This window comes from Clostridium sp. 19966, from assembly GCF_032335695.1.
Classification (GTDB): Bacteria; Bacillota; Clostridia; order Clostridiales; family Clostridiaceae; genus JACTOJ01.
In genome coordinates this window covers 127,409-153,026 of record NZ_JACTOJ010000003.1, presented here as the reverse complement: position 1 = coordinate 153,026, position 25,618 = coordinate 127,409, and the positions used below count along the sequence as shown (strand labels likewise).

Annotated in this window: 31 protein-coding genes and 1 riboswitch; of the genes, 2 read left to right on the top strand and 29 right to left on the bottom strand. The window is 32.7% G+C overall.

Features of this window, described 5'->3' with window-relative positions; all coding sequences use genetic code 11:
- Nucleotides 1-65: 65 nt before the first annotated feature.
- Genes IAI10_RS04300 through cdaA form a run of 3 tightly spaced genes read right to left on the bottom strand, consistent with a single transcriptional unit; the run spans nucleotide 66 to nucleotide 3,730 of the window.
- Entirely contained in the window at nucleotides 66-1,661 is a 1,596-nt protein-coding gene (locus IAI10_RS04300; RefSeq protein WP_315672053.1) for an FAD-dependent protein, read from the bottom strand.
- Between the two features lie 30 nt (nucleotides 1,662-1,691).
- Complete coding sequence (locus IAI10_RS04295) at nucleotides 1,692-2,903, bottom strand: CdaR family protein (RefSeq protein WP_315672052.1); 1,212 nt, start codon at nucleotides 2,901-2,903, stop codon at nucleotides 1,692-1,694.
- Nucleotides 2,864-3,730 (bottom strand): diadenylate cyclase CdaA, encoded by an 867-nt coding sequence (gene cdaA, locus IAI10_RS04290; RefSeq protein WP_315672051.1) that lies wholly within the window; start codon nucleotides 3,728-3,730, stop codon nucleotides 2,864-2,866. The genes IAI10_RS04295 and cdaA overlap by 40 nt, the downstream gene beginning before the upstream one ends.
- Nucleotides 3,731-4,086: 356 nt before the next feature.
- Here cdaA and IAI10_RS04285 point away from each other — a divergent pair, with 356 nt between their 5' ends.
- Both IAI10_RS04285 and IAI10_RS04280 read left to right on the top strand, forming a co-directional pair.
- Nucleotides 4,087-5,121 carry a hypothetical protein gene (locus tag IAI10_RS04285; protein WP_315672050.1) on the top strand — a complete coding sequence of 345 codons (1,035 nt, stop codon included), beginning with the start codon at nucleotides 4,087-4,089 and terminating at the stop codon, nucleotides 5,119-5,121.
- A gap of 30 nt (nucleotides 5,122-5,151) precedes the next feature.
- Nucleotides 5,152-5,286, top strand: a riboswitch (cyclic di-AMP (ydaO/yuaA leader).
- A 2-nt stretch (nucleotides 5,287-5,288) separates the two neighbouring features.
- Nucleotides 5,289-5,813 carry a cell wall hydrolase gene (locus tag IAI10_RS04280; protein WP_396334338.1) on the top strand — a complete coding sequence of 175 codons (525 nt, stop codon included), beginning with the start codon at nucleotides 5,289-5,291 and terminating at the stop codon, nucleotides 5,811-5,813.
- Nucleotides 5,814-5,871: 58 nt separating this feature from the next.
- On the opposite strand, the gene IAI10_RS04275 is transcribed toward IAI10_RS04280, so the two are convergent.
- From IAI10_RS04275 to IAI10_RS04150, 26 genes are all read right to left on the bottom strand, one after another.
- Nucleotides 5,872-6,738: an NAD(P)/FAD-dependent oxidoreductase gene (locus IAI10_RS04275; protein WP_315672049.1), complete on the bottom strand. Its 867-nt coding sequence runs from the start codon at nucleotides 6,736-6,738 to the stop codon at nucleotides 5,872-5,874.
- Between the two features lie 13 nt (nucleotides 6,739-6,751).
- Nucleotides 6,752-7,066: a thioredoxin gene (gene trxA, locus IAI10_RS04270; RefSeq protein WP_315672048.1), complete on the bottom strand. Its 315-nt coding sequence runs from the start codon at nucleotides 7,064-7,066 to the stop codon at nucleotides 6,752-6,754.
- 88 nt (nucleotides 7,067-7,154) lie between these two features.
- The gene (gene iadA, locus IAI10_RS04265; protein WP_315672047.1) at nucleotides 7,155-8,336 is read right to left on the bottom strand and encodes a beta-aspartyl-peptidase; all 1,182 of its coding nucleotides are present in this window, start codon (nucleotides 8,334-8,336) and stop codon (nucleotides 7,155-7,157) included.
- A 28-nt stretch (nucleotides 8,337-8,364) separates the two neighbouring features.
- Nucleotides 8,365-9,621, bottom strand: a complete 1,257-nt coding sequence (locus IAI10_RS04260; RefSeq protein WP_315672046.1) for a tetratricopeptide repeat protein — start codon at nucleotides 9,619-9,621, stop codon at nucleotides 8,365-8,367.
- 46 nt (nucleotides 9,622-9,667) lie between these two features.
- Nucleotides 9,668-10,543 carry a YitT family protein gene (locus IAI10_RS04255; RefSeq protein ID WP_315672045.1) on the bottom strand — a complete coding sequence of 292 codons (876 nt, stop codon included), beginning with the start codon at nucleotides 10,541-10,543 and terminating at the stop codon, nucleotides 9,668-9,670.
- 264 nt (nucleotides 10,544-10,807) lie between these two features.
- On the bottom strand, nucleotides 10,808-11,497 hold the full coding sequence (locus tag IAI10_RS04250; RefSeq protein WP_315672044.1) for a hypothetical protein: 690 nt from the start codon (nucleotides 11,495-11,497) through the stop codon (nucleotides 10,808-10,810).
- A gap of 50 nt (nucleotides 11,498-11,547) precedes the next feature.
- The gene (locus IAI10_RS04245; RefSeq protein ID WP_315672043.1) at nucleotides 11,548-12,129 is read right to left on the bottom strand and encodes a citrate lyase holo-[acyl-carrier protein] synthase; all 582 of its coding nucleotides are present in this window, start codon (nucleotides 12,127-12,129) and stop codon (nucleotides 11,548-11,550) included.
- 107 nt (nucleotides 12,130-12,236) lie between these two features.
- Nucleotides 12,237-12,770, bottom strand: a complete 534-nt coding sequence (locus IAI10_RS04240; protein WP_315672042.1) for a Fe-S-containing hydro-lyase — start codon at nucleotides 12,768-12,770, stop codon at nucleotides 12,237-12,239.
- An 18-nt stretch (nucleotides 12,771-12,788) separates the two neighbouring features.
- Nucleotides 12,789-13,631: a fumarate hydratase gene (locus IAI10_RS04235; RefSeq protein WP_315672041.1), complete on the bottom strand. Its 843-nt coding sequence runs from the start codon at nucleotides 13,629-13,631 to the stop codon at nucleotides 12,789-12,791.
- 270 nt (nucleotides 13,632-13,901) lie between these two features.
- The gene (gene cwlD, locus IAI10_RS04230; RefSeq protein WP_315672040.1) at nucleotides 13,902-14,576 is read right to left on the bottom strand and encodes an N-acetylmuramoyl-L-alanine amidase CwlD; all 675 of its coding nucleotides are present in this window, start codon (nucleotides 14,574-14,576) and stop codon (nucleotides 13,902-13,904) included.
- A 200-nt stretch (nucleotides 14,577-14,776) separates the two neighbouring features.
- Entirely contained in the window at nucleotides 14,777-16,390 is a 1,614-nt protein-coding gene (locus IAI10_RS04225; RefSeq protein WP_315672039.1) for a Na/Pi cotransporter family protein, read from the bottom strand.
- Nucleotides 16,391-16,681: 291 nt separating this feature from the next.
- Entirely contained in the window at nucleotides 16,682-17,074 is a 393-nt protein-coding gene (gene rpsI, locus IAI10_RS04220; RefSeq protein WP_315672038.1) for a 30S ribosomal protein S9, read from the bottom strand.
- A 22-nt stretch (nucleotides 17,075-17,096) separates the two neighbouring features.
- Nucleotides 17,097-17,531 carry a 50S ribosomal protein L13 gene (gene rplM, locus IAI10_RS04215; protein ID WP_315672037.1) on the bottom strand — a complete coding sequence of 145 codons (435 nt, stop codon included), beginning with the start codon at nucleotides 17,529-17,531 and terminating at the stop codon, nucleotides 17,097-17,099.
- Between the two features lie 182 nt (nucleotides 17,532-17,713).
- Nucleotides 17,714-18,448 carry a tRNA pseudouridine(38-40) synthase TruA gene (gene truA, locus IAI10_RS04210; protein ID WP_315672036.1) on the bottom strand — a complete coding sequence of 245 codons (735 nt, stop codon included), beginning with the start codon at nucleotides 18,446-18,448 and terminating at the stop codon, nucleotides 17,714-17,716.
- Between the two features lie 25 nt (nucleotides 18,449-18,473).
- Complete coding sequence (locus IAI10_RS04205; protein ID WP_315672035.1) at nucleotides 18,474-19,283, bottom strand: energy-coupling factor transporter transmembrane component T; 810 nt, start codon at nucleotides 19,281-19,283, stop codon at nucleotides 18,474-18,476.
- Nucleotides 19,284-19,295: 12 nt separating this feature from the next.
- Complete coding sequence (locus tag IAI10_RS04200) at nucleotides 19,296-20,144, bottom strand: energy-coupling factor transporter ATPase (protein ID WP_315672034.1); 849 nt, start codon at nucleotides 20,142-20,144, stop codon at nucleotides 19,296-19,298.
- Nucleotides 20,129-20,977, bottom strand: a complete 849-nt coding sequence (locus IAI10_RS04195) for an energy-coupling factor transporter ATPase (RefSeq protein ID WP_315672033.1) — start codon at nucleotides 20,975-20,977, stop codon at nucleotides 20,129-20,131. The genes IAI10_RS04200 and IAI10_RS04195 overlap by 16 nt, the downstream gene beginning before the upstream one ends.
- Before the next feature lie 127 nt (nucleotides 20,978-21,104).
- Entirely contained in the window at nucleotides 21,105-21,446 is a 342-nt protein-coding gene (rplQ, locus tag IAI10_RS04190) for a 50S ribosomal protein L17 (RefSeq protein WP_315672032.1), read from the bottom strand.
- Between the two features lie 11 nt (nucleotides 21,447-21,457).
- A complete protein-coding gene (locus IAI10_RS04185; RefSeq protein WP_315672031.1) occupies nucleotides 21,458-22,405 on the bottom strand; it encodes a DNA-directed RNA polymerase subunit alpha in 948 nt (315 codons plus the stop codon).
- A gap of 137 nt (nucleotides 22,406-22,542) precedes the next feature.
- Nucleotides 22,543-23,163, bottom strand: coding sequence for a 30S ribosomal protein S4 (gene rpsD / locus IAI10_RS04180; protein WP_315672030.1), 621 nt, complete (start codon nucleotides 23,161-23,163; stop codon nucleotides 22,543-22,545).
- A 23-nt stretch (nucleotides 23,164-23,186) separates the two neighbouring features.
- Nucleotides 23,187-23,585, bottom strand: coding sequence for a 30S ribosomal protein S11 (rpsK, locus tag IAI10_RS04175; protein ID WP_315672029.1), 399 nt, complete (start codon nucleotides 23,583-23,585; stop codon nucleotides 23,187-23,189).
- Between the two features lie 16 nt (nucleotides 23,586-23,601).
- The gene (gene rpsM / locus IAI10_RS04170; protein ID WP_315672028.1) at nucleotides 23,602-23,973 is read right to left on the bottom strand and encodes a 30S ribosomal protein S13; all 372 of its coding nucleotides are present in this window, start codon (nucleotides 23,971-23,973) and stop codon (nucleotides 23,602-23,604) included.
- Nucleotides 23,974-24,083: 110 nt separating this feature from the next.
- Entirely contained in the window at nucleotides 24,084-24,197 is a 114-nt protein-coding gene (gene rpmJ, locus IAI10_RS04165) for a 50S ribosomal protein L36 (protein WP_002509257.1), read from the bottom strand.
- A gap of 17 nt (nucleotides 24,198-24,214) precedes the next feature.
- Nucleotides 24,215-24,433: a translation initiation factor IF-1 gene (gene infA, locus IAI10_RS04160; protein ID WP_315672027.1), complete on the bottom strand. Its 219-nt coding sequence runs from the start codon at nucleotides 24,431-24,433 to the stop codon at nucleotides 24,215-24,217.
- Between the two features lie 7 nt (nucleotides 24,434-24,440).
- Entirely contained in the window at nucleotides 24,441-24,815 is a 375-nt protein-coding gene (locus IAI10_RS04155) for a KOW domain-containing RNA-binding protein (protein ID WP_315672026.1), read from the bottom strand.
- A gap of 132 nt (nucleotides 24,816-24,947) precedes the next feature.
- Entirely contained in the window at nucleotides 24,948-25,598 is a 651-nt protein-coding gene (locus IAI10_RS04150) for an adenylate kinase (RefSeq protein ID WP_315672025.1), read from the bottom strand.
- Nucleotides 25,599-25,618 lie beyond the last annotated feature (20 nt).

Below are 25,618 nucleotides of genomic sequence, written 5' to 3'. Positions count from 1 at the left end.
ATTAGACTTTGTTTATATTTTAACAAATAAAACCACAAAAAGTCTATTTGTCTGAATAATCTGAATTAAAAAAAGTATCTTTTTATAATGTTCTCAGCAACCTTAACTCCATCTACCGCTGCGGAAACTATTCCTCCGGCATATCCAGCTCCTTCTCCTGCAGGATATAATCCATTGAGAGAAATGCTTTCCAGGCTTTCATTTCTAGTAAGCTTAACAGGAGCAGAAGTTCTAGTTTCTATACCTGTAAGTACTGCATCCTCCATAGCAAAGCCTCTTATTTTTTTATCAAACTGATTTATTCCAATTTTAAGCATATCTATTACATAGGAAGGTAAGCACTCTCTCATGTCAGAAAAAATCCATCCTGGCACATATGAAGGCTCTACTCCCTTTATTGCTGTGCTCTTTCTATCTTGCATAAAGTCTCCTATAAGCTGAACAGGTGCAAAATATTTTCCTCCACCAGCATTAAAAGCAAGACTTTCATAGTGCCTTTGAAATTCCATTCCTCTAAGTGGAGAATTTCCCTGAAAATCTTCTGGCGAAACAGAAACCACCAAAGCTGAATTAGCATTTGCCTTATCTCTTTTGTAATAGCTCATTCCATTTGTTACTAATCTATTATTTTCAGAAGCTGCTGCTACAACCTCTCCTCCTGGGCACATACAAAAGCTATAAACTGCCCTTTTTAAATTATCGTCAGTATAAGCCACTCTATAATCTGCAGCTTTTAATCTTGGATGACCAGCAGATTTTCCATACTGCGCTTCATCCATAAAGCTTTGAGGATGTTCCACTCTCACACCTATGGCAAAGGCCTTTGCCTCCATGAAAATCCCATTTTTATTAAGCATCTCGTAAGTGTCTCTTGGACTGTGTCCAATAGCTAATACAACCGCATCAGCAGGTATGGTATCCTCATTTATAACTACTGCTTTAATTTTACCATCTTTTACGACCAAATTATTTAATTTGCTGTTAAATATTACTTCACCGCCTAATCTGATAATTTCTTCACGTATATTCTTAACTACCTTTTTTAAAATGTCAGTTCCTATGTGAGGTTTTCCACTATATATTATCTCCGCTGGAGCTCCTGCACTTACAAGTTCCTCTAGTACATAGTCACACCTTTTATCCTTTATTCTGGTAGTAAGCTTGCCGTCTGAAAAAGTGCCTGCGCCTCCCTCTCCAAACTGCACGTTTGACTCAGTATTAAGTATACCATTTGCCCAAAATTTGTCTACGGTCTTTGTTCTGCTGTCTACATCCTCTCCTCTTTCGAATATAACAGGAGAATATCCTTTTCTTGCCAGCATAAGACCTGCAAACATTCCTGCAGGTCCCATGCCTATTATTACCGGTCTGTGATTGAGTTTTTCATTTCCTGGCACTATTTCTTCATTTATTTCTCTATTGTCAAGAACTATATCCCTATCTTTTAGCTTTTTAACTATACTTTCCTCATTTTCATAATCCACATTCACTGAATAATTAAATTTAATATTATCTTTCTTTCTAGCATCTATGGATTCTTTGATTATTTTAAAATTAGCTATGATTTTATTTGATACTCTTAACTTTTTACATACCTTATCCTTTAACATGGAAATGTCGTCATCTAAGCCAAGAGTTATATTGTTTATTCTTAAGGTCATAAACGTCCTCCATATATTATCCTGTGCTTTTTATTGCTTTTTAGTTATCTTTACCTTCACAGTTTGAGGTGAATAAGATACTATCTGCACTCCTTGAGGTACAGTAACATTTAAAGTTATATTATAATTGTCTCCTTCTTTTAAGTTGGAAAGATCCGCAATACAACTTATATTTCCTGCATTTATATTAGATATCGTACTATCTGATCCTGATAGTATTAAAGATATACTGGTTTTATCGGACTCATAATTATACTCCTGTCCTAAGTTATTGAATTTAATATCCACATTTAAATTTTTCTGAGATATCTTATCCACAGTTACCTTCACTGTTACAGTGCTCTTATCCTGCATCAAGGTGACATTATTAGGTACCACCAGCTTAACATCCATACTATTGGTATCCTTTATGCTCCCTAAATCTATAGGTTCAGTATCTATAGAATTAATCAATTTTATAGCATTATCATCCCCAGCTATTTCAACAGTGGTGGGCTGAACATCCATGCCCTTAATCTGCAATCCTGTTCCAGCACTTCCTGTAGTTTTTACATTTACATTTACTGTCTTTTTCTTTTTAACAGGTACTATTACCTGTGCATTATTTGGAGTTATGGTGACATTATTAACTACTCTGTCTGCCTTGTCATAAGCCTTTAGCGGAAGTGTAGTCTGATAATCACTATCTAAATTCTTAGCAGTAAAATCTACCGCTACATAATCTACATCATCTACATAAGTAGACGGACCGCTTACACTTACTGAATTAGGAGTAGGAACTGCTTGAAAATCTGTATATCCATCTTTTGTTGTAACTGATTTTTTAACCTTTACCTGAACACTCTTTTCAATTAAAGTATCTACATCCACATCAACTCTTAAGCTATCAGGGTCCAGCACTACTATATCATCTGGCTTATCAACTATTCTTACTGGTATAGAATTTTTCCCTTGCTTAAAGGCATATCCTGATAAATCTACTACCATTTTAAACTTACTTATATCTAATTTATTTATTTCCACCATAGGACCTTTTACTGTAATGCTCACACTAGTTGGCTGATCATCTCCAAGCACTAATTTCAGCTTGCTTAAAGCATCCTTATTTTCAATAGTAATCGGAACAGAAATAGACCTTGTTCTTTCTGGGTTCTGAGTATTGGATACATAAATCCAAAATATAAATGAAGCTAAGACACAGACTATTTTGACGATGAATTGTTTGTCTTTTTTCTTGTCCATTGCTTCACCTTCTCCCCTATAGTACTTTTTTTGCTATTCTGCCTTCTTTTCATTATTCTTATCAATATGTCTTTTAATCTATCCTTATCATAGTTTCTAGTTATTTTGCCATTTACGGATAGAGATATTATTCCGGTTTCTTCTGACACTATAACCAATAAGGCATCGGATATTTCAGTAATTCCCATAGCAGCTCTATGACGAGTTCCAAGTTTTTTATTTATATCTGTATTCGCTGTTAGTGGCAATACACATCCTGCAGCAAGTATTCTATCATTTCTTATTATTGTTGCTCCATCATGGAGAGGAGTATTCACTACGAATATATTTTCAAGCAGGGCTGATGATACCCTGGCATCTATTAGAGTTCCAGAAGCTATAACATCATTTAATCCTGTTTTTTGCTCTATTGCTATGAGTGCTCCTGTTTTTGTTTTTGCTAAATTATCTACTGCTATAACCACTTCAGTTATTACTTTCTGCATAACCTCATCATCCTCAAGCAGGATATGCCTCTCCATAAAAGCACTTCTACCCAAATGCTCCAGCGCTCTTCTTATCTCAGGCTGAAATATGATAACTAAAGACAGCACTCCAATTGTTATAGTTTTATTAAGTATTAAATTCAGCATGGTCAGGTTTAATAAATCACTAATTGGGATAAGCAAAACTACTAGCAATAGACCTTTGAGAAGCTGCTCAGCCCTAGTCTCTTTTATTAAGGTGTACCCTTTATAGAATATGTACGAAATCACTAATATATCTAAAACCGATGTGATTTTTATACCTTTAACCGTGTATATAATTAGATTAAATAAGTCAACCACTTTGTCACCTCAGTTATATTATTCTTATTATCAATTATACACTATTATACGGATTAAATGTACCTAAAATTTAACGAATTATAATAAAATTAAACATAAAATTATAATTCATTAAATAAAATATGAAGGCTATACTTATTATTATGTGATAAAATATATTTATGTTGACTGCCCTATATTTACCCTATATAATTTTTAACCATGAACGTATATTAATATAGTGGTTTTAGGCTTGTTAACCGATCCATGTAGAAACCCTATGTAAATACTGAATTTTAACTATTTACATAGCCTTATGAATTTTTCTAGGAAGATTCATCATCATTAAACATATAAAATTAAGGTGGTGCACTTATTTGGTTAGTAAAAACACTAAAACAAAGAAAAAAGGGTTAAGTAAAACAACTGTTACAGTACTCTGGGTTATTATCATAGCTGCTTTGCTTATGGGAACTTTCACGCTTTCATACACTCTTTTTGTAAACAATACTGTTAGTAAATATGAAAGACAGATAAAGCAAATAGTAAATGATATTAGTACTGCTAATACAGATGCAAATAATATTGTTAATAATACTACTATAAACCCTGAGGATGCAAAAAAAGAGCTTCCAAAAGTCTTAAGCTCACTAGAGAAGGCAAGCAATGATTTGGACAACAACCCTCCTGGGAATGACTATAAGAATCAAAATAATTATATAACTACGGGACTTAAAAATAATATACTAATGTATAGGCAGGCTCTTGCTATATTCAATAATCCAAACGCTTCAGACATAAAAGATTCTGTTACTGATTTCAATAATTACAAAGACAACTGTGAAACTCAATATTCAAAATTTCAGGTTGGCAACATTACTATATCTGTATTTGCTCAAGCTAAAAACTTCATAAATATATTTCAGTCCTATACAGATAATTTGGTTAAGGTTAACACTCAAGCTGCTTTAGATGCGTCTCAATATCAAAAATATGTTGACACTATGGATGATATGCTTTCTAAGTTTGCCTCATTAAAAACCGATTTTTCCGTAGAGCTTGGCAAAGCAAGAAATCACTCCATGAGCTATGATGACGTGGTATCTTTGGCCACAAATGATTTAAATGCTTGTGACGATTTGATTAATGAAGCTAAAGGTGCTGTAAGTCCTAGCAATTTCAGAGATGGCAACTCAAATTTCATTAAGATTTTAAATACCTATGATTCCTACATACAAAGTTTTATAAACTCTGTAAACAATGAAAAAGTTCAAGCGGGAAGTTCCACTACTCCTCTTGATGCTGCCGCATTAAAGGATATATATTTTACTCCTTCAAACATGTTTACATCAATCGGTGATAGCTATGATGCTTTTGTAAAAAAATATACAGATTTGAAAAATAATCATTAAATTGTGTATAAAAATATATTTTTTGTGCAACAATACCTTTAGCCTAAATTTTATAGCAAATAATGTATAAAATGCGGAGGAACCAAAATTGGGGTGAATCACTAAATGTGTAGGTTATACCTTTTCCGAACCCGGCAGCTAACTTCGCAGGCAAAGGGAGGAATTTAATGAGAAAATTTTTAATATCAACAGCTGCTTTCTGTCTATTTATTTTATTGGGAAGCAGTATGACTGCTAGTGCTCAAGCTTATTCAGAAGTAGCTAAAGCATCAAAGGATGATACCATCCAAGTATTTAATTATAAAAATAACAGAATATCCATTTCAAATGATGATATTTATTTAATGGCGCAGACTGTATTTGCAGAAAGCAGAGCTGAGCCATACACTGGTAAGGTGGCTGTAGCTTCTGTAATTTTAAATAGGCTTTTAGATCCTGAATTTCCAAAAACCGTAGAAGGCGTTATTAAACAAAAGGGTGCCTTTTCTTGCGTTATTAACGGAAAGATAGGTTTTGCACCCACAGATGACTGTGTGAATGCAGTTTATGATGCTTTAAAAGGTATGGATCCAACTGGTGAAGCTGTATTTTTCTACAATCCTAAAACAGCTACATCAAGATGGATGAAAGAAATTAAAAAGGCTAATGTTAAACCCATAGGCAACCATGTATTTTTCGTTGCCAGCAGGTAATAAAAAGCTTGTGATTTTTATGTTTAGTAAAAATCACAAGCTTTTTAAAAATTTATTATTACTTATTCGGCTTTACATCCAAATATTCTACAGCCTTAAGTGCTGCCACTAAACCTTCTCCAGCAGATTTTAAGTATTGATATGGCTTGCCAGTACAGTCTCCCGCTGCAAAGCATCCTGAGAGATTAGTTCTCATGTTTCTATCAACTTTGATATGCTCATTTTCCATTTCTAGCCCTGGAACAAGCTGTCCTGGAGCTATACTATCCTTCATAACGAATACTCCATCTATTTCTATTTCCTGCTTTCTTAAAACTAATTTATTAACAACATCCTCTCCAATAATTTCTATAGGATTGTCCTCTATAACTATTACTGAATCATTTAGTTTAACATTAGTTTTGTTCATAGGTATGTAATAAACCTTATCTGCAATTTCACTAACATAATTTGTATCTATTGCTGCTTCATCATTATAGCCAACTATAGCTACTTTTTTATTTTTATAAAGGGGTGCATCACAGGTTGCACAATATCCTACGCCTTTGCCTAGATACTCCAATTCGCCTTTAATGGGCTTTGTATATTCCATTCCGGTTGCTATTATGATAGTTTTTGCTTCATACATTTTTTCATTTACCATGATTGCAAAATAATCTCCCATGGAAAAAACATTATTAACTCTTTCTGTATTAATACATATATCCATGGCATCTATATGCTCTTTAAATTTGTCCTTAAGTTCATTCCCTGTAAGCCCAGGAAGTCCTAAGTAATTATTTATTTTAGGTGCTTTAACAATTTTATGGCTTAATTCTTTACTGCCAAACAAAATAATTTTTTTATTTCTTATTTTGGCATTTATGGCGGCAGATAAACCAGCTGGTCCACTTCCTATTATGGCAATATCATATCGTTCCTCCAAAAAACACACCTCTTTATATATACTTTTCTAATACTGCTTTTAGCTCCTGCTTTGGTCTAAAGCCAACTAAAGTCTCCGCTACTTTACCATTATTGAATATCAAAATAGCTGGAATGTTTGTAATTCTATATTTGTTAGATATTTCAGGATTTTCATCCACGTTAACCTTAGCAAACTTTATCTTATCCCCTAATTCATTATTTAGTTCTTCAAAGATGGGTGTAAGCATTTTACATGGAGGGCACCAGGTAGCCCAAAAATCTATTACCGCTACTCCTGCATAGTTTTCTATTTCTTCTTGAAAATTATTGTCTAATACTTCTCTCATTTAAATTACCTCCCTATGTTTTATACCCCTATTAGGTATAGCTTTATTATAGCTTTATTAATATTTGGGTGTCAACTTAAAATAATTATTACCTAGTATTAGTTTCAAAGGTGCCCCTTTTGATGATTTCTTCGTCTTTTATCATAATATTTCCCATACATATAACATCTTTTATCTTCAAAGTTTGCTTATCCACTAGAACCAAATCTCCATCTAATCCTTGCTTTATTCTTCCCTTTTGGGCGAATTTAAAGTTTTTTGCCACGTTAGATGTAATTAATTTCAAAGCTTGTTCTATAGGTATATCCTTATTTAGTATTGCCGCTCTAACTTCTCTATATAGGCTGTCTACTCTTCCAATTCCTATGCCTTTTAATTCACCGTTTTCTCTAAATATTGGCAAACTTCCCTGACCATCCGATGTGAATTGAATATTTTCTATAGGTACTCCATTGTCTAGAAAATATTTTAAGGATTCACTTGCCAGCTCTTCACCAGGCTCTAAATTATCTGAATCACTGCTGGTTGTTATATCTACTAAGCCACCTATCTTAGCATATTCTACCGCTTCCCTCATAAGTTCTTCACATCTATTTACATGAGTTGGTAAAACCTGATTTACAGATATCTCGGTTTCTTTTAGCATTCTAAACAAGTATTTCAGCCCTGCTTTTCCCCCTCCCATATGTATATCCACTATGCCAGCCTTTCCAGATAGCAATCCACCAACTCTGGCTTTAGCTACCACCCTTATGAATTCTTCATAGGTAGGCTGAGAGGAACGGTGATCTGATAAAGCTACCTCCCCAATTCCTACCACCTTATCTATCAGTACTATATCTTCATCAGGCTCGTTAAACATAGATCTTACAGGTATATCGTATGAACCAGTAAATATATATGTAGTTATTCCGTCCTCTTCTAAAGCCCTAGCCTTTGCAAGAAGACTTCTCATATCTCTCGTTACAGAATCCGTTCCCAAGCAGCCTACCACTGTAGTAATACCAGCACTGGTTATATCAGAAAGATTAATTTCTGGAGTTCTTGAATGAAAGCCGTCTTCTCCACCACCGCCTAATATATGGACATGGGAGTCAATAAAACCTGGAAACAAGTATTTGCCCTCACCATCTATAACTTCCACATTGGAAAAAGATTTTGATATTTCAATATTTCCGCCGATTTCCTCAATCTTACCGCCGGCAATCACTACATCCTTTTTACCTAAATATTCAGGGGAATAAATTTCTGCATTTTTTACTAATAACAACTTCTCCACCTTCTCTTTGTTAAAATTATTATTGATTCAATACAGCTTTCACAATAGAATTATTATATATAGATTTAGGATATTTATTTATTAAACTTTCAGCATAGGCTTTAGCTTTCTCCTTGTCCCTATCCTTATATATAAGTACCATCTCATAAAGTGCCGTTTCCTGATATCCATTTTGAGAATTAAATTTTAAATACTGATCATAAAATTCAGTGGCCTTATCTATATTATTCAAGTTCTTGTAGCAGTCAGCTATCATAAATATTAAGTCTGGTTTTATGTTTTCATCTTGATTATATTCAAGGCATTTGTTGTAATAGCTAATAGCAGCTTCGTATTGATTCGCCTTATGCTTTTCTCTTGCGGTATCATAAAAATATTTACTGCCGCTTTGCTGCAATAAGCTTATTGACTGATTAATTAAAATTTTATTATCTTCATTGCCAGAATAATCCTTATACTGCTTAACAATGTCATATATATCATCAAAAGAATTCTTATTAACAGCATCCTTTAGCTTATCGCTTGGAAATTGATCTTGAACATTGGTATTAGCAGTGTTTAAAGAAGTATTAGCACTATTATTTGTGCTGCTCTTTGCAGGCTCACTAACTTTTTGTTTTTCAGGTACGGAAACTGTATTTGAAATCGCTTTATTATTTTTACTATTTAGCGAACTTTTATTCAAAATATTATAATATCCGTATATGCCTATTATCAAAACACATGAAATAAATGCTGCTGATAGGATTTTAAAATTTTTGTTATTCTTTTTTAAAATACCGTATTCTATTAATATTTTTTTTGTGCTCAACGCTTCTTTATTCTTTATATCTATACTAAATACTTTATTTATGTTTTCTTCAGCTTCTTGGTATTTACCTTGCTTTATGTAACAAGCTGCTAATGTATTGCATACATTTATTAGATTAAAATCACTTTCCCTGCAAGTCTCTAAAAGCAATACCGCTTCATTGATTCTTAACTCAGTTATAAGCTGCAATGATTGATTATACATATCTAACTTCAGCCTATCCTTTTCAACGCCTTGCAAATACTTTTGTGATACCTTATCATTATTGTAATATTTATTTATCTTCCAAAGGCTTTCTGCATCTTCAATATCTCCTTTCAAATATAAAAGGAGACCTTTTAGATTGAGCACTGCTGAATTTTTTAGGTCCATGCTTATGATTTTTTCACAAAGCTTTATAGCCTTATCTATTTCCCCTTTATTATACAAAGACGTAGCCTTTTTATAATACTTCCCTTTGTTCATTGTATCACCTATAATCTATATATTTTCTACGCTATAGAATAAATTTTTATATTGGTAAGTCAAAGCCTTTTCCTTGAACCTGAGATGCATCTAGCACTACCATAAACGCTCCAGAGTCAGCTCTGTCTACTATGTATTTTACCTTTGGAATCTGTTTTGTTTCTACTACGCAATATACCACCATTCTATCTGCCTGAGTATAAGCTCCTTTAGCCTTTATCACTGTAGCGCTTCTTCTTAATTCATTGGTGATAAGCTCTGTTATAATTTCAGATTGAGTTGTTACAATAAATGCTAAATTTTTATTATTAAATCCCTTTATTACCTTATCAATGAAGGCTGCAGTTATGTACATTATTATAAGAGTATATAGAGCCTTTTCTGTTCCAAATATGATTCCGCCAAAAGATATTATTATTAAGTTCATTATAAATGACATACTTCCTATGCCCATATTAAATTTTTTTCTAAATATCATAGTTATTATATCCGTACCGCCAAGAGAGCCATGATTTTTAAACAAAGTTCCAAGGCAAAAACCATTTATTACACCTGCGCATATACAAGATAATAATGCATCTTTAGTATAAAAATACTTAGCTACATCCTTGGTAAGGACCAAAAACAATGATTGGCTGACTATAGCTATTCCTGTAAGTATGGTAAATTCTTTATTTAGCTCTTTTAAACTTAAAATAAACAAAGGTATATTCAATAATATAACTGTATATTCTACTTTAAAAGATGTGACATATTGTACAAGTAAAGCTATTCCTGACACCCCGCCGCTTAAAAGCTTATGTGGTACTACAAATGCATTTAATGAAAAAGAAAATAAAAAACTTGATAGCAAAATCATTGCTATTCTGTTTAAATATACTGATGTGTTCTCGTTTTTAAACCAATCCTTGATGCTAAGCATTTTAATCCTCCAATTTCTAAAACTCGCTGACAATATATTATTCGAATTAATTCTAATTAAATTAACTGATATTTATACTTATAATACCTTTAATATAACTATTTTATTTACAACCTCTGTTTTAAATCAGTGTTAATTTTTACACCGATTCAAAAGACTCCTCTTAATGTAAGAATCCAAGTTCATATTTACTTGAAACCAATTCATTGGCCTAATTTCAAGGTTGAACTTGGATACCTATAATTCAAACTATAATTTATTATGTTAGCGCTGATTATATAATTTTGAAAGTGCTTTATCTGCTGAAACCACTTTCACCATATCAGCATCATTATCTGTTGCTTTATTTATATATTCCTTAGCTTTATCTGTATCGTTCTTCTTATTATAACAACTAGCTAGTCCATAATAGCACCAGTTAACATTGCTATCCTTATTCTGGATTTGAGTTCCTTCAGCATAATATTTTATGGCATCATCATACTGCCAATATAATTCGTATGCTAGTCCTTTATAGTATAAAACAAATGCTGAGTCTGGTTTTATTTTAAGTGCTGACTCTATTTCTTTTAACCCGTCTATTTGTTTTCTTATGTAGCATAAAGCAATTCCTTTTATTGCGTAAGCCTCATAGTTTTCAGGTGAGACCTTTAATATCACATCTGCTTCATCTACAGCTCCATAATAGTTCGTTTCATTAAGAAGCTGCAGAGCTTTTTTGCATTGATCTTCAATATTTTTTTGATCTTCTTCCTGCTTTTGCTCACTCTGCTGCTGTTTTATTTCTTCCTGCTTTTTATCATTTTCTTTAGTGCTTATCTGAGCTTTGTACTTTTTATTAATATCCGCCTCTTGTTTTCTATTGCTTAATGCAGTATTAACAAGTATTCCAATACCTATCGCTGCACATATGATAAATATAGTTATCTTTATTTTCAATGGGGAGACCTTCATAATTTTCCTCCAAAATGTATTTTTGTTCTAATTAAAGAATATTAATCATGCTAAGCCATTATATCATAAATAGTGCTTGTATACTCTATATATGTCTTATTTATATATCTTATATACTCTTCATTAGTATGTCTTTTTTCATTCTGGCAAACTTCCTCATATTCACCGCATATAATACATTTTCTTCCTTTAGCGCCTATATCCTTACGTGTTACTTCTTTAAAAGTTTTATTCTCATATACGGACATATTTACGCATCTTGCTAAAAGGAAATTATCTTCAATAAACACTAAATTTTCTTTTATTTTAATAGGATCATCTTTTATTATCATATTAATGTGGGGTCCAGAGTTATTTGTAGTAAATAGCTTCAATTCTATATTTTCTTTGTATATGTCACAAATTAATTTATCCATTTCATTAAGAATTTTGTCTGTGAGATTATTTTCTGCATTATCACTTGGATAATTAACTTTTATATATAATAGGGGTAACTTATATATACTCATTAAGTTTTTATTCAAACTATTTCTATTATTCATATTACCAAAAATAGTATTCTTATCCTTCATTATGCTTGGTGAATCCCTTCCCCCTTTATCGCCGCATCCAGTATTGCTTATATACTCCAAATACAGGAAACCTGTTGCTAAATATATTTTTTAACTATATTATAACAAATATTAAATACAAATAAAAGAAATTATTATTCACTCATTTCATATATGGATCTTGTTTATTAGCTTTGTTTTGAATAAAGTGAATTGCCTTCACTATCTATTGCAACTATTGCTGGAAAATCATTCACCTCTAATTTCATTATAGCTTCCGCTCCTAAATCCTCATAAGCCACTACTTCAGCTTTTTTTATTGTTTTGGAGATTAATGCTCCTGCTCCGCCTATAGCTGCAAAATAAATAGCTTTATTTTTCTTCATAGATTCTATAACTTTAGCATCTCTATTTCCTTTTCCTACCATTCCTTTTAAGCCAAGATCTAAAAGCTTTGGGGCATATGCATCCATTCTTCCGCTGGTGGTAGGTCCAGCTGACCCGATAACCTCTCCTGGCTTTGCTGGAGTAGGACCTACATAATATATAATGGCATCTGCCACATCAATTGGAAGCTTCTCTCCATTTTCTAAAAGCTGTACTAACCTTTTATGAGCAGCATCACGCGCCGTATATATGGTTCCTGTGATTAGTACTGTATCCCCTGCTTTCAAATTCATTGCTTTCTCCTCTGTTAGAGGGGTTTCTAATTTGATCTCCATGCTATACCTCCTGATATTCTATAATTCTACCGATACATGCCTAGTTGAATGACAATTAATATTTACAGCCACAGGTAATCCTGCTATATGAGTAGGATATGTTTCTATGTTCACAGCTAAGGCTGTAGTCCTTCCCCCAAATCCTTGAGGTCCTATTCCTGTCTCATTTATTTTATCCAGCAATTCTTTTTCAAGTTCTGCATAATATGTATCACTATTGTTGATATCAATAGGTCTAAGAAGTGCTTTCTTAGCTAGAAGTGCTACTTTATCAAAAGTTCCTCCAATACCAATGCCTACAACTATAGGAGGGCATGGATTAGAGCCAGCTTGCTTCACAGTCTCGATGACAAATTTTTTTACCCCTTCTATTCCTTCTGATGGCTTCAGCATCTTAATTTGACTCATATTTTCAGAACCAAACCCTTTAGGAGCTAATGTTATTTTTAACTTATCCCCTTTTACTATTTGATAATTTATTACTGCTGGTGTATTTTCTTTAGTATTTATCCTATTTATAGGATCACCTACTACAGATTTTCTTAGAAAGCCCTCTTTGTAACCTAATGCTACACCTTCATTTATAGCCTCCTCTATATATCCTCCCGTTACATGTACATCTTGTCCAATTTCTATAAAAACACATGCCATACCAGTATCTTGGCACATTGGTACAGATTCATTTTCTGCTATCTCTGAATTTTTTAATATTTTTCCTATTATATTCTTAGCCAGCAGGCTGTCTTCTTCTTCATGAGCTTTCTTTAGAGCTTCTTTTATATCTCTAGATATATTGTAATTTGCGTCCATACAAAGCTTTTTTACCGCCATTACTATTTCTTCTGCTTTAATTTCCTTCACGGCTACCTCTCCCTTACTATAATCATTTTATATAATTATACGCTCTATTCTTTTAATTTTCTATGTTTATTGTATTAAGTTATCTTAATACAGGCTATGCTTTTCACATAGCCTTAATAGTTTTAGAACGTGTATAAATGTATATATAAGCTAATGATATATACATTCTATATTTCCCAGGCAATACAACAATACTCGTCAAATACCTTATATTTATTCACCGCTCTGTTTTAAATCAATGTTGATTTTTATATTTTTTTAAACACAGCCCTATTCATTAGAAAAATATATCTCAGCACCATGGCATATAGTTGAAGCTATTTTTTGTTGATATTGGTCACTTTTAAGTTTCTCTCTTTCTGCCTCATTAGATAAAAAACCACATTCTACGATTATTTCTGGTATATCTTTAGGGTTTTTTAGGATTATATACTTATCTCCCGCATTTTTTGCCATTCTATTATTATTCTTGTCAATCATTTCCTTAAGTACGTCTTGCATCAAATTGCCGCAATTTTCACTTTTCTTGTTGTCTGCATACCATACCTGAGCGCCATAGTACTGAGTTTGAGGAAAAAAGTTTAGATGAATACTAATAAACATATCGCAGCCAGTATCACCTATCATTTTATTTCTATTTTGTAAATCCTCTCTCTTTTTATGCCTAATAGTTCCTCCTTCATCATGCAATTCTATATCTGAAGTTCTAGTAAGTATAACCTTATAATTTAATTTTTTTAGCTCCTGCTCCAGCTTTTTAGCTATGCTTAAATTAATATCTTTCTCCAGTGTTCCATCTTTTCCTGAAGCTCCACCATCCATACCTCCGTGTCCAGGATCAATTAATATTACTTTCTCTTTTTTATCTAACTGCTCTGCTTTTGGAATATAGCTTACCACAGTTGATAATATCAATAATGACATTATAAATATAAGTTTTTTCATTTAGTGCACCCCTTTGTATCACTTCTTCTCTTTAGCTATTAAATTAATTTACGTATTTATGGTTTAAATTATTATCTTCAATGGCTTTAGTTTTACCATAAAACTTTTATTTATAATATGTTTAAAACAATTTTAAGTTGTATATAAAAAAACGGCAGTATATGCCGTCTTTTAAATAATCATTATATTGAAAGATATTCTTAATAATTTTCTATGACATTTTCAGATATATTAGTTGCGTGATCGCCTATCCTTTCAAAATTGCTTATTATGTCCAAAAAAATTGTTCCTGAATATGCGGTGCAGATTCCTTCATTAAGTCTCCTGATATGTGATGCTTTCAGATCCTTCTCTAAGGAATCTATCTTTTCTTCTATGAACATCATTTTTCTAGCTCGAGCTTCATCGCTTGTTTCATAGCTTATTATGCTTTCATCCAGAGCTCTTATCGTAAAATTATATATGTCAGACAGCTCTCTTATAGCTTCCTCACTGAAATATAGCTTTCTGCATATCTTTTCACTGGCTAATTCTGCAATGTTTTCTGCATGATCCCCTATTCTTTCTATATCATTAACCACATGAAAAGTTGAGGTAACTATATTTATTTGCTCTTTAGACAGCTTAGAACTAGATAACTTAACCAGATATTGCGTTATCTCTCTCTCCATAATATTAATTATATTTTCATTTTCATATACATCTTTAATTAATTTATCGTCGTTATTTACAAAAGCCTCCATGGATATTTCAACATTCTTTTTTGCCTTATGAGCCATAATTATTGTCTCTTTTATCATTTGGTCTACAGCTATGGAAGGAGTATCTAGAAATCTCTCATCCATATATTCATCCTCTACAATATTGACTTTTTCTTCATCTTTTATCAGGCAGCTTATAGCTTTTAATATATATTTTACAAATGGCAACATTAATATTGTGCTAAATAAATTGAATATAGTATGTATGTTAGCTATCTGCCTCATAGTATTTGAGGTTGCGGCAGTTGCTATATTAATAAAATCTTTTCTAAAAATAATAAATACAATCATACCTATTATATTTATGGTTACATTTAATACAGCGGTAATTTTAGCATTTTTATTTGTTCCAGTGCTGGATATTAAAGCGGTAGCACTTGTACCAATATTGCAGCCTACTACAAATGGGATAATAATATCTTGAGTGAATAATCCTGTAGTGGATGCTGCCATTAAAATCGCTATAACTATAGCTGAATTTTGAAGTACCATAGTAAGAACAATTCCTATAGTTAAAGTAAACAAGAAATTATTTGATAATATCTCCATAATCTCTACAAACACTTGGTAGCCTTTTAGCGGTGCAAATCCTTTTACCATGAAGGTCATGCTTATAAACATCATACCAAAGCCTAAAAGCGCACTTCCAATATCTTTGTTTTTTCTTAAATTTGAAACCATTATAAAGGCTCCCACTCCTACAAACAACAAAGAAATATCTTCAATATTAAAGGCTACTATCTGCGTGGTTATTGTAGTTCCTATATGAGCTCCCATTATGATACCAGCAGCTTGATATAAATTAATTATTTCTGAATTTACTAGTCCAATTACCACTACTGTAGTTATGCTGCTGCTTTGCAGTGTTGCAGCCACTATAAAGCCTACTAAAACTGCTTTATATATATTTGAAGCATGCTTTGCAATAATTTCGTTAATTCTATTTCCTATAATGCTTTCAAGACTGGCTCCCATTAATTTTACAGCATATAAAAATAGACCAATTCCTCCTATTAAATCTATAATTGATTTTCCAAATATATTACTCGTCAAAAAAATACCTCCACGTTTAGTTTTATCCAATAATCTTAGTATAATAACCGAAAAAATACATAATTACATTTTAGGTATTTTTACTATAAAAAACAAGGATTTTCACTTGATTTTTCGTTAGTTTCAAAGTAATTATAAAATTCATAATTTAGCACAGTATTGCGAGTAAAATAATTAAATATTTTATAAAAAGTTTTGTTTTAAATAAGTGTTAGGTCTTTAACATTCATTTAAAGCAAAGCCTGAAAGTAAAAAAGAGAGATATAAAAATCTCTCTTTCCATAAGCAATATTATCTCTTTGAAAATTGTGGAGCTCTTCTTGCTTTCTTAAGACCGTATTTCTTTCTTTCCTTCATTCTTGGATCTCTAGTTAAGAAACCTTCTTTCTTAAGTGCAGACTTCAAATTCTCATCTGATTTAACCAATGCTCTTGTAATACCATGTCTTATAGCTCCAGCCTGACCTGTGAAGCCACCACCATGAACATTTACAAGTACATCATACTTATCCTTAGTTCCTGTTAAAACCAATGGTTGATTAACTATTATCTTTAATGTATCTAATCCGAAATATGTATCCATATCTCTTGAATTTATTATAACTTTTCCTTCGCCTGGAACTATTCTAACTCTTGCTACGGATTTTTTTCTTCTACCAGTAGCTAAATATTGAACCTTAGCCATTATAATTTACCTCCACTTCCAATTAGTACTTTAGCTCAAGAACTTCTGGCTTTTGAGCTGCATTATCGTGTTCAGCGCCTCTATATACCTTAAGCTTCTTTAGCATTTGCTTTCCAAGAGGTCCCTTTGGAAGCATTCTTCTTACAGCTTCCTCAAATGCAAATTCAGGTTTCTTTACAAGTACTTCTCTATATGGAGTTTCCTTTAATCCACCTGGGTATAATGAATGATGTCTAAGCATCTTCTGATCTAATTTCTTTCCAGTTAAAACTACTTTTTCAGCGTTTATAACTATTACGAAATCTCCTGTATCTACATTTGGTGTAAATATTGGCTTATTTTTTCCTCTTAATATTGAAGCAACTTGACTTGCTACTCTTCCAAGTGGTTTGCCTGCAGCATCAACCACATACCATTTTCTTTCAAATTGTTCTGGTTTTGCAACGTATGACTTCATCTTTTTCCCTCCCTAGATATCTGTGCTCATTAATACATTATATCTCAAGACCCGGGGCTAGTGGATCTTAATTGTTCCATTAACAAACATGATAATTATAATACAATCTGCCGGGCGTGTCAATATATTATTAACATAAAGTTTTTTTATTTTAGCACACCCTTATTCATGATAAATTCATATTAATAATAAACTTTTTCCAAACACAGCCCTTGTGCTGGAGATGCCTTACCAGCTTTTTTTCTGTCTCTGCTTTCTAATATTTTTATAATATCCTCTGGCTTTTTTCTTTCCAAGCCTACATCAATTAGTGTACCGCATATTATTCTCATCATATTGTACAAAAATCCATCTGCGGTACCATATATTTTTATATATGGATCTACCTCTAATACATCTAAAGACTTAATAGTTCTTTCAGTTGTTTTAGCGGAACTTCCTAAGGTTCTAAAAGCAGAGAAATCATGTTTTCCTATAAAATATTGTGAAGCCAACACCATTTTATCTATATTTAAAGACTTTCTAACATGGCAGCTATAGTTTCTATATATAGCTGAATTTATTTCTCTATTGAATATAGTATAACTATAAGTTTTCCCTTTACAGCAATATCTTGAATGAAAATTCGTCTCCATTTCAATAGAAGATAAAATTCTTATATCCTCAGGAAGCTTTGCATTAATTGCATTTCTAAACTTTTTATCTTCTATATTGCTTTCAGTATAAAAATTGCATACAAATTCCTTAGCATGGACTCCTGAATCTGTTCTGCTGCATCCTATGGTATTTACCTGCTCTCTTGTTATATTAAATATAGCTTTTTCTAACACCTGCTGAACTGCTAAAGAATTTTTTTGCCTCTGCCACCCTGCATAATCATTTCCATCATATTCTAGCACAAGCTTAATGTTTCTCAAAATTTATCCTCTCCCATGATTCTTCTTAAAAGTATGGCAGCTTTCTCGTTATAAAAGATATTATGACCAATAGTATAAAAGCCAATGCAGCTATTAAATCATTGTAGGTATATTTTAGGATCTTCATTCTAGTTCTTCCTTCGCCGCCTCTATAGCACCTAGCCTCCATAGCCATTGCAAGCTCATCTGCTCTCCTAAAGGAGCTTATAAAAAGCGGAACAAGCAGCGGTATCAAGCCTTTTGCCTTTTGAATTATGTTTCCACTGTCAAAATCAGCGCCTCTTGCCATTTGAGCCTTCATTATTTTATCCGTTTCATCTATAAGCGTTGGTATGAATCTAAGAGCTATAGTCATCATCATAGCAAGTTCATGTGCCGGAAGTCCTATTCTCTTAAATGGCCCTAGCAGCCTTTCTATTCCATCTGTAAGTTCTATAGGTGAAGTGGTAAGTGTCAATATAGAGGTACCTACAATCAAGAATATAAGCCTTACAGACATAAAAACTGCGAGCCTTACTCCTTCATCATATATTTTTATGAATCCCATATGATATATTTCATTTCCTTCTCTAGTCATCAGCAGATTTAAAATAGCAGTTATAAGCAGTAAAATGAATATTGGTTTTAATCCCTTATATATGTAGCTAAACTTTAGACGAGCTATATATATTGTGATAAATACAAATAAAAATACAAAAGCATATCCAACAAAATTTTTAATAACAAATAAATCTATAAGATACAATACTGCTATCAATATCTTTGCTCTTGGATCTAACTTATGTACAAAGGATTCTCCTGGCACATATTGACCAATAGTTATGTCCTTAATCAATTGTAATCCCCCCTATCTTAATATCTTTAATATCGCATCTACGGCGGAATCCACAGTATAGATGTCATCAGATAGTTCAAAGCCCCTATTCCTCAATTCCCTTATAATATAAGTAACCTGAGGAGCTGCAAGCCCTACCTTTTCTATTAAATCAATATTTTTAAATATCTGTGATGGCGTTCCATCCAAAATACATTTTCCATTGTCCATAACTAGTATTCTTTCAGCAAGTTTAGCTACATCTTCCATGCTGTGAGAAACTAATATAATAGTTAAATTATATTCTTTATGAAGTTTTTTTATTTGGCCTAATATTTCATCTCTTCCTTTAGGATCCAATCCTGCTGTTGGTTCATCTAGTATAAGCACTTTAGGCTCCATTGCTACTACTCCAGCAATAGCCACCCTTCTTTTCTGCCCTCCACTAAGCTCAAAAGGCGATTTATCTTTATATTCTTCATAGTTTAAGCCAACAACATTCATAGCCTTTTTTACCCTGATGCTTATCTCTTCTTCATTTAATCCAAGCTTCCTAGGTCCATAGCTAATATCTTTTTCTATTGTTTCTTCAAACAATTGATATTCAGGATATTGAAAGACTAAGCCTACTCTTTTTCTTATATCTGACAGCTTTACATTTTTCGCTGTTATATTGGTAGAATCTATCATTATAGTGCCTGAAGTAGGTTTTAACAGTCCATTCATATGCTGAACTAATGTTGATTTTCCAGAGCCCGTATGACCAATAAGTGCTATAAATTCCCCTTGATTAATTTCAATAGAAACATTGTCTATTGCCTTCTTTTCAAAAGGACTATTAGGCATATAAATATGTGTTAAATTTTCTATTTTAATCGACATAACTCATTCACCAACTCACTAACTGTTAATATATCTGTGCTAATATCTATACCTTGTTTTTTCAATTTAAATGCTAATTCTGTAACCTGAGGTACATCTAAGCCTATTTTTTTCATTGTCTCAACTTTACTAAAAACTTCCCTAGGTGTTCCCTCTGAAACTATTCTTCCTTCATCCATAACTAAAATTCTATCTGCCTCCACTGCTTCTTCCATATAATGAGTTATTAGAATTATAGTTATGCCTTCTTTTCTGTTTAATTCAGTTATGGTTTTAATTACCTCTTTTCTACCTGATGGATCAAGCATAGCGGTAGGCTCGTCTAAAATAATACATTTAGGCTTCATTGCTAATATACCCGCAATAGCCACTCTTTGTTTTTGACCGCCAGATAAAAGATGGGGAGCATGCCTTTTATATTCATACATATCTACTCTTTTAAGGCTTTCATCTACTCTTTTTCTAATTTCCTCACTAGGAACTCCTAAATTCTCTGGTCCGAAGGCTACGTCCTCTTCCACAATAGTTGCTACTAACTGATTATCTGGATTTTGAAAAACCATGCCCGCCATACTTCTTATATCCCATATTTTTTCACTATCTGAAGTATCTATTCCATCTACATACACTTTTCCTCCCGAAGGCAAAAGTAATGCATTCATGTGTTTTGCTAATGTGGATTTTCCTGAACCATTATGCCCTAGAATAACTACGAATTCACCTTTTTTAACAGACATATTCAAATTATCTATAGCAATTTTATAAATTCCTTTTTCTTCATCATCTATGTATTTAAATGTTAGATTTTCACATTTAATCATGTTTTCGCTCATAAAATATCACTCCCCTTTATAATCTGCATTAGGAAATATACATACTGTGTATATTTTCTATTATAGATTATATATTTTTATAACAAAATGGGGACTAAGTCCAAATTCACTTAATCCCCTGAATATTTTAAAGCAATTCCAGTATTACTACTTCAGCTCCGTCGCCTCTTCTTGGTCCAACCTTATACATTCTAGTGTATCCACCTTTTCTTTCAGCGAACTTTGGTGCTATACTGTCAAATAAATCTTTAACAACAGCTTCCTCAGTCACATAGGATAACACCTGTCTTCTTGCATGAAGATCTCCTCTTTTACCAAGAGTTATCATCTTTTCAGCTATAGATCTAGTTTCTTTAGCTCTGGTAACTGTAGTTTCAATTTTGCCATGCTTTAGAAGGCTTGTTACTAAATTTCTAAGCATTGCCTTTCTCTGGTCAGTAGGAAGACCTAACTTACGATATCCTGCCATGATTTACCTCCTTACTCATCGCTTTCCCTTAAGCTTAAATTTAAATCGTGCAACTTCTTTTCAACTTCTTCTAGAGATTTCTTTCCGAGGTTTCTTACCTTCATCATATCTTCCATAGATCTTTCAGTAAGTTCTTGGACAGTATTGATTCCAGCTCTCTTTAAGCAGTTATAACTTCTTACTGACAAATCTAATTCCTCAATTGTCATTTCGAGAACTTTTTCTTTCTTATCCTCTTCTTTTTCAACCATTATCTCTACATTGTTAGCATGATCTGTTAAAGTCATGAACAATTTGAAATGCTCTATAAGAATTTTCGCTGATAAGCTTATTGCTTCATCTGTTTTTATTGTTCCATTGGTCCATAACTCAAGAGTTAACTTGTCATAGTCAGTTACTTGACCAACTCTTGTTTTATCAACAGTAAAATTAACTCTTTTTACTGGTGTATATATGGAGTCTACAGCTATTGTTGATATCGGAAGTTCCTCGCTTTTATTTTTAGTTTGAGAAACATATCCTCTACCTCTATTAACGGATATCTCCATATACAATTTTCCATTATCATCAAGAGTAGCTATATGTAGATCCTTATTGATGATTTCAATATCTCCGTCTGTTCTAATATCTCCACCCTTTACTTCTCCAGGTCCTTTTGCATCAATATAAATTGTCTTAGGACTATCTCCAGTCATCTTCATAGCTAAATTCTTAATATTTAGTATTATTTGAGGAACATCTTCCTTGACGCCTTGCACAGTAGAAAACTCATGTAATACGCCATCAATTTTTATTGCATTAGCAGCTGCTCCTGGCAATGAAGAGAGAAGGATTCTTCTTAATGCATTACCTAAAGTAATACCATATCCTCTCTCCAAAGGTTCTATAACAAACTTACCATATGTGTCATCTGCACCTGAATCTACACGTTCTATTTTTGGCTTTTCTATCTCTAACATTCACAAACCCTCCTTCATAATTTAAATGGCAACCTTATTTTGAGGGCAACTGATTCTATTATTACTAAGTCATTGCTGTTTTTTCAGCTATATATATCTCAAACTAAGCCATTTGTTAATAGTTAATAAACTATTTATTACTTGCTGTATAACTCAACTATTAATGTTTCATTAATAGCTACGTCAATTTCAGCTCTTGTTGGCTCAGAAACTACCTTACCTTCAAAGTTTTCTGGGCTTGCATTTAGCCAGTTTGGTAAAGTTTTTGGATTTTCAGCAAATACCTTAAACAATTCCTTCTGTCTGCTCTTTTCTTTAACTGTTATTACATCATTTGCAGATAAAGTATATGAAGGAATGTTAACTTTCTTTCCATTAACTAAGAAATGCTCATGTGTAACAAGCTGTCTAGCTTCAGCTCTTGAGTTACCATATCCTAATCTGTAAATAACATTATCCAATCTAAGTTCAAGTAATCTTAACAAGTTTTCACCTGTGATTCCTCTTTTTCTTTCAGCCTTTTCATAATAAGTTCTGAATTGACCTTCAAGAACTCCATAAATTCTTTTTGCTTTCTGCTTCTCTCTTAATTGTAAACCGTAGTTAGAAAGCTTCTTCTTACTAGCACCGTGCTGACCTGGTGCGTAATTTCTTCTGTCTATTGCACATTTTCCTGTATAGCATCTATCGCCTTTTAAAAATAACTTTGCACCTTCTCTTCTACAAAGTCTACATACAGCTCCAGTATATCTTGCCATTCATTACACCTCCTGTTACTTGATTATACTCTTCTTCTTTTTGGTGGTCTGCATCCGTTATGTGGTATAGGAGTAACATCTTTAATCATTGTTATTTCTAACCCTGCAGCTTGAAGAGATCTTATAGCAGCTTCTCTACCTGCTCCTGGTCCCTTTACATACACCTGGATTGTTTTCAATCCATGCTCCATTGCAACTTTAGCAGCTGTTTCTGCAGCCATCTGCGCAGCAAATGGAGTACTCTTTCTTGAACCTCTAAAGCCAAGCGCTCCAGCACTTGACCATGAAAGAGCATTTCCCACAGCATCTGTAACAGTAACTATGGAATTATTAAAAGTAGATTTAATATGTGCTGCTCCGTGCTCAACATTTTTTCTTTCTTTTCTTCTTCTAGTTGTTTTCTTAGCATTTTGTGCTGCCATCCTATTCCCTCCTTACTTATTTCTTTTTCTTACCAGCAATTGTTCTCTTTGGACCTTTTCTTGTTCTTGCGTTAGTCTTAGTCTTCTGACCTCTAACTGGAAGTCCTTTTCTGTGTCTTATTCCTCTATAGCAACCTATTTCAATAAGTCTCTTTATGTTTAACGCAATATCTCTTCTAAGATCGCCTTCAACTTTAACATTCTTATTTATATAGTCTCTAAGTTTATTTACTTCTTCTTCAGTAAGATCTCTAACTCTTGTGTCAGGGTTGATGCCTGTTTCACTCAATATTTTCTGTGAACTTGGCAATCCTATACCATATATATAGGTAAGTCCTATTTCAACTCTTTTTTCCTTTGGTATATCTATACCAGCGATTCTTGCCATTAAAATTTACACCTCCTAGGTTGAATATACAAAATTAATATATTATTTATATAAAGTTTCAGGTAAGTAATCATTTTACTTCAGCCGCACCTAAAACATAATATAGCCTATTAGCCTTGCTTTTGCTTATGTTTTGGATTTTCACAAATAACCATTACTTTGCCTTTTCTTTTTATAACCTTACATTTTTCGCATATAGGTTTTACTGACGGTCTTACTTTCATAGTTATAACCCTCCTTATTACTTTGCTCTCCAGGTGATTCTACCCCTAGTTAAATCATAGGGTGATAGCTCAACTGTAACTTTATCACCAGGTAATATTTTAATAAAATTCATTCTTAACTTTCCTGATATATGGCCAAGTATTTGATGACCACTTTCTAATTCTACTAAAAACATTGCATTAGGTAAAGCTTCTAACACTGTACCTTGCATTTCTATTACATCTTCTTTTGACATCAGGTAATCAAACCTCCTTAACTATGTCATTCAACTGCAAAAACTTTCTAATTGTTGAATTCTCTATCACTTTTCCTAATATAATTTCACTTTTTATCTCCTGTGCTATTATATCAGTAAAACGTAAATGCCTCAACTTTTTTTTCTTGGGTTTATCTTGAGTCTTAAGTTTTCCATCAGCAACTAGCACATAATTGTATGAAATTACATCTAATACTATATATAATTTTTCTTTATCTCTACCTGCTGTAGAAATTACTACTCTACCTATCAAGTCATTTTTATTCAAAGCTTTCACCTCAATACGTCTTGCATAAAATACAAGTTTTTTGCGGGAAGCCCTGAAATCCCAAAATGAGGGTCTGGCTTCCTGCTTAAACATTCTGCTGCTGACCTGGTTAGTTCTGCAGTTGTGTCTATGGTTCTTTTACCCTTTAAGTCCTGCAAGAGTATATATTATTCTTTACCAGCACGCCTCATATTTTATTTTAGTATACTTCTATCAGTATCACTTTTAAAAAGTGCTATTAAGAAAATGACAAATATCTTCAAATACTTCATTTATTGCTTTAGTTCCATCAAATTGATGAAGTATTTCTGCTTTGCTATAATACTCTACTAAAGGTTTAGTCTGAGCATCATAAACATCTAGTCTTTCTTTGACAGTTGCTTCTTCATCATCTTTACGTTGCACTATGTCATTGCCACATATGTCACATTTACCTGAAATCATTGGAGGATTATACCTTATATGATAACTGGCTCCACAGGATAAACAACTCCTTCTTCCAGTCATTCGATCCAAAATGAACTCCTTAGGCACATTTAAAAGTAAAACAGCGTCTAGTTTATCATTATGATCTTTTAGGTAGTTATCGAGAGCAACGGCTTGAGCTACTGTTCTCGGAAATCCATCTAATAGATATCCATTTTTGCAGTCATCTTGACCTAGTCTATCCACTAACATAGATATTGTAATTTCATCTGGAACTAAAGCTCCTTTATCCATATAGCTTTTAGCTGTGATACCTAAATCAGTTCCTTCTGATATATTTTTTCTAAATATATCTCCAGTAGATATATGTGGTATCGAGTATTTCATACTAATTGATTTTGCCTGAGTACCTTTACCTGCACCCGGTGGTCCCATTATTTGAATTTTCACCGATTTCATCCCCATACTAT

What these genes read in the sequence shown, in the direction of transcription:
- rpsM (WP_315672028.1), bottom strand. Translation starts at nt 23,973, where the DNA reads ATGGCAAGAATCGCTGGTATAGATATACCAAAGGAAAAAAGAGTTGAA.
- IAI10_RS04295 (WP_315672052.1), bottom strand. Translation starts at nt 2,903, where the DNA reads ATGGACAAGAAAAAAGACAAACAATTCATCGTCAAAATAGTCTGTGTC.
- rpsI (WP_315672038.1), bottom strand. Translation starts at nt 17,074, where the DNA reads ATGGCTAAGGTTCAATATTTAGCTACTGGTAGAAGAAAAAAATCCGTA.
- IAI10_RS04200 (WP_315672034.1), bottom strand. Translation starts at nt 20,144, where the DNA reads ATGTCGATTAAAATAGAAAATTTAACACATATTTATATGCCTAATAGT.
- IAI10_RS04185 (WP_315672031.1), bottom strand. Translation starts at nt 22,405, where the DNA reads ATGTTAGAGATAGAAAAGCCAAAAATAGAACGTGTAGATTCAGGTGCA.
- IAI10_RS04300 (WP_315672053.1), bottom strand. Translation starts at nt 1,661, where the DNA reads ATGACCTTAAGAATAAACAATATAACTCTTGGCTTAGATGACGACATT.
- IAI10_RS04260 (WP_315672046.1), bottom strand. Translation starts at nt 9,621, where the DNA reads ATGAACAAAGGGAAGTATTATAAAAAGGCTACGTCTTTGTATAATAAA.
- rpmJ (WP_002509257.1), bottom strand. Translation starts at nt 24,197, where the DNA reads ATGAAAGTAAGACCGTCAGTAAAACCTATATGCGAAAAATGTAAGGTT.
- cwlD (WP_315672040.1), bottom strand. Translation starts at nt 14,576, where the DNA reads ATGAAAAAACTTATATTTATAATGTCATTATTGATATTATCAACTGTG.
- IAI10_RS04155 (WP_315672026.1), bottom strand. Translation starts at nt 24,815, where the DNA reads ATGTTTAAGCAGGAAGCCAGACCCTCATTTTGGGATTTCAGGGCTTCC.
- IAI10_RS04195 (WP_315672033.1), bottom strand. Translation starts at nt 20,977, where the DNA reads ATGAGCGAAAACATGATTAAATGTGAAAATCTAACATTTAAATACATA.
- trxA (WP_315672048.1), bottom strand. Translation starts at nt 7,066, where the DNA reads ATGAGAGAAGTATTAGACAATAATTTTCAAGAAGAAATAGAAAACTAT.
- infA (WP_315672027.1), bottom strand. Translation starts at nt 24,433, where the DNA reads ATGTCAAAAGAAGATGTAATAGAAATGCAAGGTACAGTGTTAGAAGCT.
- rpsK (WP_315672029.1), bottom strand. Translation starts at nt 23,585, where the DNA reads ATGGCAGCACAAAATGCTAAGAAAACAACTAGAAGAAGAAAAGAAAGA.
- IAI10_RS04250 (WP_315672044.1), bottom strand. Translation starts at nt 11,497, where the DNA reads ATGAAGGTCTCCCCATTGAAAATAAAGATAACTATATTTATCATATGT.
- rpsD (WP_315672030.1), bottom strand. Translation starts at nt 23,163, where the DNA reads ATGGCAAGATATACTGGAGCTGTATGTAGACTTTGTAGAAGAGAAGGT.
- IAI10_RS04240 (WP_315672042.1), bottom strand. Translation starts at nt 12,770, where the DNA reads ATGGAGATCAAATTAGAAACCCCTCTAACAGAGGAGAAAGCAATGAAT.
- IAI10_RS04255 (WP_315672045.1), bottom strand. Translation starts at nt 10,543, where the DNA reads ATGCTTAGCATCAAGGATTGGTTTAAAAACGAGAACACATCAGTATAT.
- IAI10_RS04280 (WP_396334338.1), top strand. Translation starts at nt 5,289, where the DNA reads ATGAGAAAATTTTTAATATCAACAGCTGCTTTCTGTCTATTTATTTTA.
- rplQ (WP_315672032.1), bottom strand. Translation starts at nt 21,446, where the DNA reads ATGGCAGGATATCGTAAGTTAGGTCTTCCTACTGACCAGAGAAAGGCA.
- rplM (WP_315672037.1), bottom strand. Translation starts at nt 17,531, where the DNA reads ATGAAGTCATACGTTGCAAAACCAGAACAATTTGAAAGAAAATGGTAT.